This window comes from Sphingorhabdus lacus (genome assembly GCF_009768975.1).
Classification (GTDB): Bacteria; Pseudomonadota; Alphaproteobacteria; order Sphingomonadales; family Sphingomonadaceae; genus Sphingorhabdus_B; species Sphingorhabdus_B lacus.
The window spans coordinates 2,849,784-2,862,976 of the sequence record NZ_CP035733.1 but is presented as its reverse complement, the minus strand read 5'-3'; the positions used below and the strand labels follow the sequence as shown (position 1 = coordinate 2,862,976).

The 13,193-nt window shown below is 55.1% G+C and carries 11 protein-coding genes; 6 read left to right on the top strand and 5 right to left on the bottom strand.

Features of this window, described 5'->3' with window-relative positions:
- Window positions 1-13 precede the first annotated feature (13 nt).
- From EUU25_RS13470 to EUU25_RS13450, 5 genes are all read right to left on the bottom strand, one after another.
- Complete coding sequence (locus EUU25_RS13470; RefSeq protein WP_158901785.1) at window positions 14-1,240, bottom strand: outer membrane beta-barrel protein; 1,227 nt, start codon at window positions 1,238-1,240, stop codon at window positions 14-16.
- On the bottom strand, window positions 1,240-1,815 hold the full coding sequence (locus EUU25_RS13465) for a polysaccharide biosynthesis/export family protein (RefSeq protein ID WP_158901783.1): 576 nt from the start codon (window positions 1,813-1,815) through the stop codon (window positions 1,240-1,242). The genes EUU25_RS13470 and EUU25_RS13465 overlap by 1 nt, the downstream gene beginning before the upstream one ends.
- Before the next feature lie 62 nt (window positions 1,816-1,877).
- Window positions 1,878-2,780, bottom strand: coding sequence for a sulfotransferase family protein (locus EUU25_RS13460; RefSeq protein ID WP_158901781.1), 903 nt, complete (start codon window positions 2,778-2,780; stop codon window positions 1,878-1,880).
- Window positions 2,777-3,994: a DegT/DnrJ/EryC1/StrS family aminotransferase gene (locus EUU25_RS13455; protein WP_158901779.1), complete on the bottom strand. Its 1,218-nt coding sequence runs from the start codon at window positions 3,992-3,994 to the stop codon at window positions 2,777-2,779. The genes EUU25_RS13460 and EUU25_RS13455 overlap by 4 nt, the downstream gene beginning before the upstream one ends.
- 22 nt (window positions 3,995-4,016) lie before the next feature.
- Complete coding sequence (locus EUU25_RS13450; RefSeq protein ID WP_158901776.1) at window positions 4,017-6,086, bottom strand: UDP-N-acetylglucosamine 4,6-dehydratase family protein; 2,070 nt, start codon at window positions 6,084-6,086, stop codon at window positions 4,017-4,019.
- Between the two features lie 424 nt (window positions 6,087-6,510).
- On the opposite strand from EUU25_RS13450, the gene EUU25_RS13445 reads away from it, so the two are divergent.
- Genes EUU25_RS13445 through EUU25_RS13420 form a run of 6 tightly spaced genes read left to right on the top strand, consistent with a single transcriptional unit; the run spans window position 6,511 to window position 13,175 of the window.
- Window positions 6,511-7,686: a glycosyltransferase family 4 protein gene (locus tag EUU25_RS13445; protein WP_158901774.1), complete on the top strand. Its 1,176-nt coding sequence runs from the start codon at window positions 6,511-6,513 to the stop codon at window positions 7,684-7,686.
- Window positions 7,683-8,600 carry a methionyl-tRNA formyltransferase gene (locus EUU25_RS13440; RefSeq protein ID WP_158901772.1) on the top strand — a complete coding sequence of 306 codons (918 nt, stop codon included), beginning with the start codon at window positions 7,683-7,685 and terminating at the stop codon, window positions 8,598-8,600. Before EUU25_RS13445 ends, EUU25_RS13440 begins: the two co-directional genes overlap by 4 nt.
- Complete coding sequence (locus EUU25_RS13435) at window positions 8,593-9,282, top strand: PIG-L deacetylase family protein (protein WP_158901770.1); 690 nt, start codon at window positions 8,593-8,595, stop codon at window positions 9,280-9,282. Before EUU25_RS13440 ends, EUU25_RS13435 begins: the two co-directional genes overlap by 8 nt.
- Before the next feature lie 46 nt (window positions 9,283-9,328).
- Window positions 9,329-10,687: an O-antigen ligase family protein gene (locus EUU25_RS13430; RefSeq protein WP_158901768.1), complete on the top strand. Its 1,359-nt coding sequence runs from the start codon at window positions 9,329-9,331 to the stop codon at window positions 10,685-10,687.
- Entirely contained in the window at window positions 10,684-12,051 is a 1,368-nt protein-coding gene (locus tag EUU25_RS13425; RefSeq protein WP_158901766.1) for a lipopolysaccharide biosynthesis protein, read from the top strand. The genes EUU25_RS13430 and EUU25_RS13425 overlap by 4 nt, the downstream gene beginning before the upstream one ends.
- On the top strand, window positions 12,048-13,175 hold the full coding sequence (locus EUU25_RS13420; RefSeq protein ID WP_158901764.1) for a glycosyltransferase family 4 protein: 1,128 nt from the start codon (window positions 12,048-12,050) through the stop codon (window positions 13,173-13,175). The genes EUU25_RS13425 and EUU25_RS13420 overlap by 4 nt, the downstream gene beginning before the upstream one ends.
- Window positions 13,176-13,193: the final 18 nt, after the last annotated feature.

Genomic DNA, 13,193 nt, shown 5'->3' with positions numbered 1-13,193 from the left:
GCGCGCTTTTGTTTTAGAAGCGCAACCGGAACGAAACGCCGCCGCGCGCACGATCAAAATTTTCTTCCGCGATATTACTAGTGCGATCGGTATAGCTGACATAGCCAGCAATCGAGATCCGCTTGCTGGCAAGCCACTCAACCTCAACGCGCGGGCTGATCGCTTTTTCAAGGTCACCCGAACCTATGAATTCGGCTCTCAAATAAGACACCGCTGCAGTCGCGTAAAGATTGTGGCGGATTTCCTGCTGAACACTGAGCTGGGCCGTCGTGTCGGCACGTGCCACAGCCCCAAGCCTGAAAGTCGCAACGTCGCCCGAAAACACGTTCAAGGTGATCGCCGTGCGCTGCTGCGGGCGATATGTCATCGAAATGTCCGTCGAGACGCCGGTCCGGCTCTTCTGCAAAGGATCAGCTGGGTTCAACTTGAACAAACCGATTGAAGCGCGGCCTTCAATAATGCCGCGTTCCTTTGTCGCGATGCCCAAGCGGCCGCCAACCGTCGTTTCATCTTGGCTTAATCCCGCAGGAGTAGGCAGACGGAAATCACGATTGGTTATGAAAGCGGTTGCGGTCCCGTAAAAACGGCTCCCAATGCTGCGGCCAAGCGTGACCGAGCCGAATTGCGAGGTGAAATCACGGCGATCGTTTACCGGTCCAAGAAAGTCATATTTCCGCCAGGCGACGTCGGAAGCAATCAACATCACGCCACCTTGGTGGCTAAACTTCCCTTCGGCTTCGAAGATATTCAACAGACGTGGGCCTGTCGTCGTCAATTGCAGGGCTTCAGGATCACCACGCTCTTCAACGACGCGACGCCAACCTCCCGAAAGGCCGAATTTTTGGCTCTCTTTTGGTTGCCAGCCCAATCCAATTAAAACCTCGCCGCCTTCGGAGTTTTCTGTGGTTAGTTTATCATAGCGCCGGATGCGGGTCTTCGCCGTCGCCGTCAGATCGATGCTGCCAACACGACCTTTGGCTTCCAAACCACCCGTTATAATGAAGGCTGCGTCGGCCTGTGTGCCGGTCGGCGCAGCGTACACATTATCATCTGCATAGATGATATACTCAACGTCCGGCATGAGACGGAAGCCGCCAATGTCCAACCCCTTGGACTCGAATTCAGGAAGCTGATCCGACACCAATGGCGCGGTTTTGCTGACAGGGTCAGCGTAGGCCGCGCCTGATGAAAGTAAGCCCGCAACCGTGCAGGTCGCCCAAAGAGTATGACGCAACAACATTAAAACCACTTCTCAACAATGCGAATTTGATCGCCTGGCATGACTACCGTATTTTCCGAGGCCCGGCCGGTAACCTTACGGCCATTTACGGTACGCGTAATGACCATCGAGGTTGTGTCGGCGCGATAGGTATAGCCGCCGGCAAGCGAAATAATCGAAAACACCGTCAGCCCCTCCCGGAATTCATACTGGCCGGGCTTACCGATTTCTCCCAAGATGTAAATCGGGCGTAGCGATGCAGCCTGCAGTGTGACGTTAGGGCGGACCAATATGCGCTTATCGAGCAAAGCCTTTTCGATGGCCTTTTCTGCTTCGCGCAATGTTAGTCCGGAAATTTTCACTTCCTCCACCAAAGGCAGCGCGATTACGCCTGTCTGGTCGACGGCATATTCAGCATCCGCACCCTGCAGATCAGGAATTTGAACCTTTATCCGATCACCCGGCTCCAAGCGGAGCACGGATAAATCGCCGGCCGGAATGGCCGCAAGTCCGTTTGTCGACGATGCGCATCCAGACACGAGCGATGATCCTGCCAGAACCGCAACTACCAGCAGACTTTTGAGCATCTTCAGCATTTTCGCTTCTCCCATTTTTATTCAGCTATGAAATTCACAAGCGTCTTGTTTCGCGACCCAGATCACGCAACTTTAGAATGCTCGCGTTCTCCACGACTATTTTGCGCGTCCCGCGGCTCATCTCTCAGCCAAGCTGATAGATCACGGCCGAGCAGCTTACCCAATTGCTCCACATCTTCGGCATAAAAATCACGCAACCGCAACCGCAATTGCGGCGATAATGGCGGATATGCAATTTCACGTGCAAAAAAGCCACGCGTCGATTCGAACAGAGGATGGCCGCGCAGAGGAGCAATGGTGCTTTTCAATGGCGCAAGAACCTTCCGGACCGGCAAGGGCAAAAAGCGCTCTGACGCGTTATTTGCCTTTTTACGTGACTGACCAATATCAAAAACCGGATCGACGCCGATGTGGTGTGAAATTGCCTCTACTGTCGCCTTTGGCTGCGCTTTTACATCATCATATAAGAATGCGTGGATCTGGTCGGTCGGAAAATGATCCAGCCAACGGCGCATATGCTGCGCATAGAGACCATCGTTCAAAAATCGGGGCTGCGGGTTGTCCAAAGAGGCGAGGTAGGCTTCCGGTCCTTCCTTCACCGTCCCGCGACGATAGAGCATTTTATAATCGGAATAGGCGCGCTCCACAGGGTTGCGGAACTGCACGACAAGACGGGCATGGGGCAGCATATTGGCGATACGCTGCGGGGCATCGGGATGGGCGAGATAGTCGGCCGACTTCTCCCCCAGCATCCGCCCGGAACCCACCTGCGCTTCAAAATAAGCGCGGTAATAGTCTTCACCGCGATCAAATTCGCTGCTGAAATAATGCGGCTCGGGATCCGGCATATAGAGTGCGGGGTTAACCTGCAGCTGTTCGAGAGCCCAGGTTGTCGCCGCCTTCACAGCACCGATGATAATGAAGGACGGATGCCAGTCGGCTTGCCCTGGATACGCCTGGCTCATGCGAGAACGACCTTTTTCAAGGCGCCCGCAATGACGAGCATGTCATCTTCGCTGAAAAGATGATCAACGGGGAACATGACGGTGCTCGCACCCAGTTTGTGCGCAATCTCAAGGTTTCCGTCCCGCCGCGGCTCACGTCCCTGAAAGGCGATTTCGCGCGACATATCAGGGCAAGATCCGCTTCCGCACTGAATTCCCAAAGCAAGCAGGCCAGCAATGATATCGCTCCGCGATTTGTTACCGGGCAATGCATTTTCGTCTACGCGAATATAATATTTATACCGGGCCGACTGGATATGGTCGTCACTTTTGTCGACGATGACGCCGGGGATATCCGCGATAGCGTCGCTCAGGCATTGCGCGTTCGCACGCCGTTGCGCCAACCATTTGGGCAGCTTTTTAAGCTGCACGCGGCCAATGGCTGCCTGCATTTCGGTCATGCGGAAGTTGGTACCGAAACTTTGATGCACATAGCGGAACTCGCCGGCTGGTGCAATATTCTGGGGCATTTCTTCGGGTGGAACTTTGCCATGATCCTTGATGGCCCACGCCTTCGACCATGCTGCCTTATCCGCAAATAGGATCATGCCGCCTTCGCCGCCGGTCGACATGATCTTGTCCGTGCAAAAGGAAAAGGATGATGCGTCGCCAAAAGACCCGACCATTTTACCGTCATAAACCGCACCATGCGCCTGCGCGCAATCTTCGATCAGAAACAGGTCATGTTCTTCGCAAATCTGCGTCAACGCCCGCATGTCGCATGGAAGACCGGCCAGATGCACGCAAATGATGGCCTTTGTTTTTTCGTTGATCATACGGCGAACCGATTCAGGATCGATATTCTGCGTCTCGATTACGACATCTGCAAATACAGGGTTGGCGCCGACAGAAACAACCGCGCTGGCCGTCGCAAAAAAGCTGCGCGCCGGTATGATGACTTCATCCCCCGCACCTATTCCGAACGCCCGCAAGGCCATTTCGATTGAAACGGTACCATTGCTGACGGCAATAGCGTGCGGCATTCCGATATAGGCCGCAAATTCCTTTTCAAAGGCGCGATTCTGTTCACCGTGGACAAGGGCATTTACGCGACCACTTTGCAACACCTGGGTCACAGCCAGAATTTCGTCACGGCCATGTGTTGGCCAAGAAGACGTTATCGGCACAGGAAAATCGCGCGTTTCTGCAGTGGTCGGAGTCGATTGACTGTTCATGATCATCAACTTTCTTGTTGTTTTACACGCCCTGCACAAGCTGCAGGTGGTGCCCGCGTTTTGGCAGAGAATTGTTAAGAAACATCGTCGACAGATCGATGTCGCTGCTTGGCAGTTTAACCAATGAGTGGGTCAGGCGGCAGGCTTCTTCCTGCTTGCCCTGCTTCACTGCAAGATCGAGCTCGTCAATTGCGCGACCGATAAGCGGAAGCGGAATTGGGCGCGAGCAGGCTTCGAACAAATTGGGTATTTTGGAATCTACCCGGCGTTCGCAGGTGTCGAACAATTCTTCGTAGAGCTTTTCACCTGGACGTAATCCGACAAACTGGATCGGCACATCTACATCAGGCTCAAGCCCGTGCATTTTCGCCATGCGCTTAGCCAGATCAACAATCTTGACCGGGTCACCCATATCGAGAACGAAGATATTCCCGCGAGTCGAATTGTCTTCCAGTGACCGCGCACTGCTTTCCAGAATCAACTGGACGGCCTCGCCAACGGTCATGAAAAAGCGCTCGATATCCGGATGCGTAACCGTCAAGGGGCGGCCTTCCAGCAATTGACGCTTGAACAACGGAACGATTGAACCGCTCGAGCCCAGGACATTGCCAAAGCGCACCGTCATGAAGCGCGGAGCCGAGGTGTCGTCGACACCGCACAGATCAAGCGACTGGCAATAAAGCTCACCAACGCGCTTGGTGGCGCCCATCATGCCGACCGGATTAACGGCTTTATCGGTCGAGACCTGCACCATTGCGCGAACGGCGTATTCGGTAACGGCGTTGGCAATATTGCGAGTTCCAATGATGTTGGTGTGAATCCCGCCCAGCGGGTTCGCTTCGACCATGGGCACGTGCTTCAATGCAGCGGCATGGTAGACAACCGAAGGCAGGTGCTTTGCAAATACCCGGCGAACTTCATCTTCGTCGCGAATGTTGCAAAGTTCCGGAAAAATTTCGATATCGGGATACGCTTCGCGCATCCGCATTTCGATATTGTACAACTGGAATTCGGCATGGTCGAGCAAGACAATCCGCGAAGGCCCATAGCTTGCAAGCTGCATAACCAATTCGCCGCCGATGGTACCGCCAGCACCCGTTACCAGCACGCATTGCTGTGCCACCTGGCGCTGGATGATGCTGCGCTCGATTGTGCGTTCGCTGCGGCCCAACAGTTCCGATAACGGGAAATGGCTTGGGTCGCGCATCGGCTGCCGGTTCAACAATTGGCTAGCAGGATCGCTCAGCTTCAACACGTCGATATTGTGCTGCTTTGCCGCTTTGTTCAATGTGGACAGGTCACGCACGCTGATGCTGATCCCGTCGTCACAGACAATTGCCAAATTCGGCTTTTGATCTTGTTCCGCCAAGAAGGACACCGTTTGGTTGAAGGATTCCAGACCGCCCAGAACCGGTATACCGCCAAGCTGCGAAATCGTCCGGTCGTCCGACGGCAGCAACAGGCCGATGACGTTGATCGCGGAAGAATTGCGCGGGCCGAACATGTCCAGCACCGACAAGGCCCACTCGGGATCACCGATCAAAAGTGCGGTCTTGGCGACATTGTCGTTCGAATAGACCGAAGCCGCGTTCTGACGACGACGGCGATAGGAGCGCACAGCACGGCGGCCGGCCCGCATCAGTTGCATGGCCATGCTTGCCAAGCTGTAATGCAGAAAGGCAAAGGTGACGAAGTTGAAGAGATATTTCGAAAGCGGCGAGACATAAGCGATCGCCGCCCAGCCAATACCCATGCCGATAAAGCTGGTAATCAGCATGGAGATGCTGTCGGCAAAGGACACGAACCGCCAGCTGCGCTTGTACATGCCGGTCAGCAGGAAGAAGGTCGAAGCGACTCCGGCAATAACTGCACCATTGGTCAAGGTCAGCAAAGTAGCCGACTCGGCCCAGCCACGCGTGAGTCCCAACAGCAACACAAAGGATGTGAAAATTGCGAGGGTGTCCAATGTCCACACAGCGCCCGTCCGCAATACCCGTTTCCAATAGGGAAAGCGCCACAGCGAGTTAAGATCACGCTGGTTGCCCCGATTGTGGATGAATAGGTCTATTTTTTGCGCCAAGCTCTGTATCATTGCTTGCTTCCCCTTTCGACCTTCACAAGCCCGGATAACGCACCACAGGCCGAGAGCCTGCATTCGTTTCCACGTCTGACGTGGCTTGTGAAGAAAACTGATTTCGTCATTTCATATCCAAAGTACGACACAAACCTTCGCGCGTCGCATTCTCTTGCTGACATTAGACGAAAGGGTCAAAGATTTGCCTAATGGCAACAAAACGACCCAAATGGGGGATAGCACTCTACTAAATCGCTGCATGGGCACGACCTTGCCCCCCGCCCGGAGGGGACAAAAGGATGTATACCTAATGCTAAATTGCGTCTTACCGGCGTTTGGCCCATTTGGGTCGCGCATTAACGTCACTGATACTGTTTCGTTTTAAGGCACAACCAAGCGCGTTGGATATAACGCGGCAAATTTTTTTGGAGGCAGAGCAAGCATGAAAATCCTTGTTTTTTCTAGTCTTGCTTATTCTCTCGTGAATTTTCGCGGCGCATTGCTGTGCCTTATGAAAGAGGCAGGACACGACATCGTCGCTGTTGCGCCCGATCACGATCCGGCCGTTGAACAATGGTTAAAAGACCATGGCATCGGATTCAAAATCATCTCGATGAACCGGACCGGCATGAAACCGCTCGAAGATATACGTACCCTTTTGGGGTATATGCGGCTGATCCTGAAGGAACGGCCTGGTGTGATTTTGGCCTATACCCAAAAGCCGATCATCTATGGGGGCATCGCCGCGCGCCTTACGGGTAACACGCCTTTCTATGCTTTGATGTCGGGACTCGGCTATCTTTTCAGTCCGGATGGAGCAAAGCCGGGCCTGGTACGCACAATTTTTTTGCGGCTGTATCGCGAAGGCGTACGCAAGGCGGTGAAGATTTTCGTGTTCAACCGCGATGATCACAAAGACATGCTTGATGCAGGTATCGTCGATAGCAAACAAAATGTAATCCAAGTGCCGGGTTCCGGCGTAGATACCACCCGTTTCATCCAGCAACCGCTTCCCGCCGGCGCGCCCCATTTCCTGATGGTAGGTCGCTTGATGCGCGACAAGGGTGTGTACGAGTTTTTGGCAGCCGCCAAGGCTGTGAAAGACGAATTTCCCGAGGCTCGCTTCAGCATATTAGGGCGGGCCGAGGAATTTAACCCGACCGGTATCAGCAAGGAAGATATTCCCCAGCTTCAGTCGGATTATCCGGTGACCTTTCTCGCCGAAACCACAGACGTACGCCCCTATCTCGCCGAATCGTCGGTCTTCGTGCTTCCGTCATTCTATCGTGAAGGTCTGCCCCGCACGATATTGGAAGCCATGGCAACGGGCCGGGCCGTCATTACGACCGATACACCCGGATGCCGGGATCCGATAGTGGACGGGGAAAGCGGAATCATCGTTCCACCGCAAGATGCAGCTGCTCTTGCTACCGCCATGCGGACATTCCTGCAGAATCCGGATCAGGCCCGCCAGATGGGCGAGAAGGCCCGCGCCATTGCCGTGGATGTGTATGACGTCGCGAAAGTGAACGATATCCTAGTCGGCCATATGGGTTTGAACCAGGCGGCGACGGCATCGGTGCCGCCCGCTCCACAGATGATGGCAAAGCAAATATGACGTTGCGCGCCGTCATCGTGGGTGCCGTCGAAAGCACGGCTGTCGCCATCCGCGCCTTTGAAGGTTCGGGCTGGGATCTGGCGCTGGTGGTGACATTGCCACCGGAGAAATCGGCGCGCCATTCTGACTATGTGGATTTGCAATCCGATGCCGAGGCTGTCGGCGCTCGCATTTTCCATACAGCGCAAACAAACCATCCGGCTACAATCGCAGCGATACGCGAGGCGCGGCCCGACTATATATTCGTTGTAGGCTGGTCGCAGATATGCGGACCCGAATTTTTGAACCTGACACCGGGTAAGGTCATCGGTTACCATCCTGCGGCACTGCCGCGTCTGCGTGGACGGGCCGCCATTTCGTGGACGATCTTGCTCGACGAGAAAATCAGTGCAGGCTCCTTGTTCCAAATGGCCGACGGCGTAGATGATGGCCCATTGCTGGAGCAGGCCTATTTCCATATCGCGCCGCGCGAAACGGCGATGTCTCTTTATGCCAAGCATATGGTCGCACTCGACAAGATGACGCGTCGCGCACTTGAACGCCTCGCAAGCGGGAATACCGAGTTTCAGATGCAGGATGAAAGCTGCGCGACCTATGCGGTACGCCGTACGCCAGCCGATGGGCTAATTGATTGGAATCAGCCGGCGCGCGCTGTAGACCGTTTGGTGCGTGCGGCTGGGAAGCCGTATCCCGGTGCGTTCACGTTCGTTAAAGGTGCCCGACTGACTATTTGGGCATCGGAGCTTGTAGAGCCTGAGTTGCCCTATCATGCAATGCCCGGCCAGCTGGTTGCGGATGATGCCCAGGGCCTGTTGGTTCAAACCGGTTCGGGGCAGCTCCGCATAACGGATTGGGCGTGGGAATTGGACGGTCGGCCGCCCATGCACGGAATTTGGGGACGCGAAAATGGGTGACTTGAGCTATATGGGCAAAATATTGGTGATTGCCCCCCACCCCGATGACGAGATACTCGGATGCGGCGGGACGATTGCCCGGCTGGCAAAAGCCGGCGCCGAAGTGGTTGTCGCGATCGTGACCCGCGGCATGGCTCCGCAGTTTTCTGATGAATTTGTCGCTGCCATTCGTGCAGAGGCAAAGGCGTCCCACGACATGGTTGGCATTGCGGAAACCCGCTACCTCGACCTTCCCGCCGCCGCCCTGGAAACAGTGCCCGCAACAAAATTGAACGGCACTTTGGCGAAACTGGTGCAGGATGTCCGGCCGGATACAATCTTTGTTCCCTTTGTCGGCGACATACATACGGACCATCAACTTACATTTCTTGCCGCAATGGTTGCAGCACGTCCGCGCGACACGCATGCGCCCCAACGCATTTATGCCTATGAGACATTGTCTGAAACCAATTGGTATGCGCCGGGAATCACCCCGGCATTTGTGCCCAATGTGTTCATCGACATCAGCGAAACACTGGAACTGAAACTTGACGCCTTTCGGTGCTTCGAAAGCCAGGTGAAGCAATTCCCCGACGAGCGCTCCATTGAGGCGATCCGGGCTCTTGCCACCATGCGGGGGGCGTCCATGTATCTCGGGGCTGCGGAGGCCTTCATGCTGATCCGGCAGATCGACCGGCTATGATGTATAGAGCAAACACAGGATCGGAACCACGATCATGACACGAGGCATGGGTTTACCACAGGACGACATGTTTGGGGCCTACAACCCTTATGGCACGCCGTTCGAGCAGCCGATGGTGCGCATTGACCGCATTCGGCAACTGATGCTGGGTGCGGGTTGCTTTCTGCTTTCCTGGCATATTCTTCGGATCGGCGACATCAACTTCACCGCGTCCGATTTTCTGTTCCTGATATGCTTCCTGATTTTCCTGGCGCGCCAGAATCTGAACATGATGGCGTTGAACTCGATGACGGCCCATTGGTGTACGGCGTTGGCTATGATGCTCGGCGGTCTTTTGATCGGGTCGGTTTTCAATGGCGATCCATTGCGATGGGCCAATATTGCCAGCCAATATCTGTTCGGATTTTTGCTCCTCCCGATGGTACTGATGAGCGAGGATCGGATGTGGATCCGAAAATGCTTGCTCTACTTTGTATTGGGCGTGGCGGCTTCGCAGATCGTCGCCTTGTCGATGGCAAATTTTTTCAGCTTTGAACAATCCAAGGAATTGCTTGGACCCAGCGTGGTTGCGGGCAACGGTCGTATTGGTGGCTTGGTCTCCGACGCCAACCTTAACGGTGCGGTTATTGCCTTTTCGATTATTGCTCTGTTCAACGCGCATCACCACGGCTTGATCCGCCACTTCTTTGCACTTTGCGTCGGTGCGGTCCTGTTCTGGGCGTTGCTGTCCACAGCAAGCTTTACCGCCTTTGCATCCACCGCAATTGCTACCTGCATCTATTTCACTTTGTCCAACCTTGGACGTTTTTTGAAAGTCGGTTTGCCCCTCATGGCATTTGTGGTCGCCTATATAGTATTGGGCGGGCCACTTCCCGAGGCTTTCAGCGAACGGGTTCTGGGTGCTGTAACAACGGGAGATATGTCGCAAGCGGGTACCTTCACACACCGGTCGGCGCTGATCGCCGAAGCTTGGGAGATGAGCAAAGATACCCTCTTCGTCGGCCTCGGCGTTGATCGCTTCCGGGTCGAGAGTATCCACGGGATGCCGGTGCACCAATTCTGGATGCTCTTGCTGACCGAGGGCGGCCTGATTTCCTTCACCGGATTAGTTCTGATGTTCGGCGTCTTGGGGATGATGGGTCTACGCGCGATCCAGTCACACCGCGAAGACGGCGCGATGGTGCTCGCCATCCTTGCCATCCTGTTTATCTTTTCAACGTCGATCCCGCATATGTACAACCGCTTGTGGATCACGCCGTTGATGCTTGCACTCGCCGCTACTTTTGGGCGGACGACCCAGGTCTATTTCATTCCGGAAGAAGAACCGGAAGCCGACGAATTCGATAATGTTTTCGAAGTTGATGGCACCCCCACCGTGTTGGCTCTGAAAGGTCAAAACCCATGACGCAGGCCACACCTCAAGTGGAAACGCCTCAAGACGATACAACGGCGTCCTGGCATAAAAAGGGCTTTGAAAAAGGCTGGCTGAAAAGCATTTTGCACCTCGTTTCGGGAAGTTCCGGAAATGCCGTGTTGATGCTTGTGAGCACAACCATTGCCGCGCGGTCACTCGGCCCCGCAGCTTATGGTGTTCTCGCGCTGGTGCTCACGGTCGGCCGGTTGAGCGAGCGCCTGTTGCGCTTTGAATCCTGGCAACCATTGATCCGTTTTGCAGCCTCTGAAGAAGTCGCCAACGACAAGAAGAGGATGTCGGAGCTGTATCTTTATGGCCTGTTTCTCGACATCGGCACGGCGTTACTCGCGGCAGTTCTCACAATCATTGTCGGCTACGCGTTAATGAGTGTGATTGGCCTGAAGCCTGAGCACATGCCTTTGATTGCCATTTATGCGATCGCGATTGCGGTAAACATTCGCGGTGTTCCTACCGCTGCATTGCGCTTCGATGGCAAGTTCCGGACGCTGGCCTATATTCAGATGCTGTCTTCGATCTTGCGTTTGATCCTCGCGGCCATTGGTCTGTATCTTGGCTTCTCCCTTCTTGAATTCGTCATCATCTGGACGGTCTGCCAAGCACTTGATGCCTTGCTGTTCCTGTGGTTGGGAATGCGCGTGATACGTAAGAAGGGAATTCCAAATCCCCTGCGCGCCAATCCTTTCGGTTTGAAGGACCGCTTTCCCGGCTTCATGTCGTTTGCCTGGTCGACCAATGTGTCCGGTACGTTGCGTACATTAACCCAGGAAGCCGACACATTATTGGTCAGCGCATTCGCGGGTACTGCCTGGGCAGGTTTTTACCACATCGCAAAGCGCATCGCGAAAGTTGCCCAGCAGGTGGGCTCAATGATGCAAGCTGTTGTCTATCCAGACATGGCACGCATGTGGGCGCAAAAAGACTTCAGGATCTTTGGCAAGATGATCAAGCGCATACAACTTGTTCTCGGCCTGGTCGGCGTTAGCTTTCTTGCAGCATTCTGGTTGGTAGGCGACTGGGTCATGCATACCCTTTTCGGCCCTGAATTTGTGCAAGCTTATCCTTTGCTCGTCGCGCAGTTACTGGCCGTTGTCCTCATCATGCACGCCGCCCCGTCGCGCTCTGCCTTGCTGGCGATGAACCGTCCGGGATTTGTACTCTGGGTCGCCATAGCCTCAACCGCGCTGTTCTTTCTCACCGCGTGGCTCACCATGCCCATCTATGGCGCGCTGGGTGCAAACTTTGCGCATATCGCATTTGCCGCTCTAACCGCGATCGCCATGGACATCGCGATGTGGCGCCAGATCGGCCAGACCGTGAAAGAGACGCAGGAATGACAGCCGACACATCCCATCCAGCCCGCATCAAATTCATTCTCCCCGGTCTTTCCGCGGGCGGGTCCGAACATGTCGTCAGCTTCGTGGCCAACCGGCTGGCGCGCTCGGGTTTTGACGTCAGCATCCTGTCATTCGAAATGAGCGGCAGCACACCTTATTATAAAACCGACGAGCGGATCCGGATCGATTATCTGGACGTGCCCGTCGGGAAGCGCGGACCGCTGGGCGTGATTTCGGATATCGTGCGGCGCGTGAAGCGGCTGCGCGCCATATATCAGGAACAGCGGCCCGATATGGTCGTCAGCCTGCTAACGCGGTCCAATGTGATTGCGGTATTGGCCGCAACGGGTCTCGACATTCCGGTGATCGTTTCGGAACGCAACAATCCGCTTCGACAAAAGCCGGGCATCGTCTGGCAAGCCTTGCGCCGTTACACATATGCCCGTGCCTTTGGCCTGATCACTATGACGCGCGGCGCGCTTGAATGCTTTCCGCCCGTCATGCGTCCGCGCAGCTGGGTCATCCCCAACATGGCGGACTATCAGGATTTCAAACCCAAATTCACAAATGAACGCAAGGTCATGACCGCCGTTGGACGTTTGGTCGACCAGAAGGGCTTTGATCTTCTCATAAAGGCATGGGCCAAGATTGCCGACCGCCATAGTGACTGGTGCCTGCGCATCTGGGGCGAAGGACCCGACCGTGCGATGCTGGAAGCCTTGGCGGCAGAGCAGGGCGTTGCCAACAGCGTCCAAATGCCCGGCGTAAGTTCCGCCCCCGGCCGCTGGATCGAAGAAGCCGATGCCTTTGTCCTGAGTTCGCGTTTCGAAGGTTGGGGCCTTGTTCTGGGCGAAGCGATGGCCGCGGGTCTACCCTGCATTTCCTTCGATTGCCCCTTTGGCCCGGCCGATATGATTACTCATGGTCATGATGGTTTGTTGATCGAAGAAGGCAATATCGATGCGATGGCGAATGCCCTGTCGCGATTGATGGGGGATTCAGCCTTGCGCGATCGCTTGGGCGCCCAAGCAAAATCGGCAGCGGATCGCTTCGCGCCGGAAGCTATCGGCGCGATTTGGGAAAATACCATTCGCGGTGCACTTGCAACCGCGCGCGGACAATGAAGGGTCTAGGAGTAATGA

Bases quoted from the DNA above. Each gene is read 5' to 3' on its own strand.
- EUU25_RS13470 (WP_158901785.1), bottom strand. From the start codon at position 1,240: ATGTTGTTGCGTCATACTCTTTGGGCGACCTGCACGGTTGCGGGCTTA.
- EUU25_RS13465 (WP_158901783.1), bottom strand. From the start codon at position 1,815: ATGCTGAAGATGCTCAAAAGTCTGCTGGTAGTTGCGGTTCTGGCAGGA.
- EUU25_RS13460 (WP_158901781.1), bottom strand. From the start codon at position 2,780: ATGAGCCAGGCGTATCCAGGGCAAGCCGACTGGCATCCGTCCTTCATT.
- EUU25_RS13455 (WP_158901779.1), bottom strand. From the start codon at position 3,994: ATGAACAGTCAATCGACTCCGACCACTGCAGAAACGCGCGATTTTCCT.
- EUU25_RS13450 (WP_158901776.1), bottom strand. From the start codon at position 6,086: ATGATACAGAGCTTGGCGCAAAAAATAGACCTATTCATCCACAATCGG.
- EUU25_RS13445 (WP_158901774.1), top strand. From the start codon at position 6,511: ATGAAAATCCTTGTTTTTTCTAGTCTTGCTTATTCTCTCGTGAATTTT.
- EUU25_RS13440 (WP_158901772.1), top strand. From the start codon at position 7,683: ATGACGTTGCGCGCCGTCATCGTGGGTGCCGTCGAAAGCACGGCTGTC.
- EUU25_RS13435 (WP_158901770.1), top strand. From the start codon at position 8,593: ATGGGTGACTTGAGCTATATGGGCAAAATATTGGTGATTGCCCCCCAC.
- EUU25_RS13430 (WP_158901768.1), top strand. From the start codon at position 9,329: ATGGGTTTACCACAGGACGACATGTTTGGGGCCTACAACCCTTATGGC.
- EUU25_RS13425 (WP_158901766.1), top strand. From the start codon at position 10,684: ATGACGCAGGCCACACCTCAAGTGGAAACGCCTCAAGACGATACAACG.
- EUU25_RS13420 (WP_158901764.1), top strand. From the start codon at position 12,048: ATGACAGCCGACACATCCCATCCAGCCCGCATCAAATTCATTCTCCCC.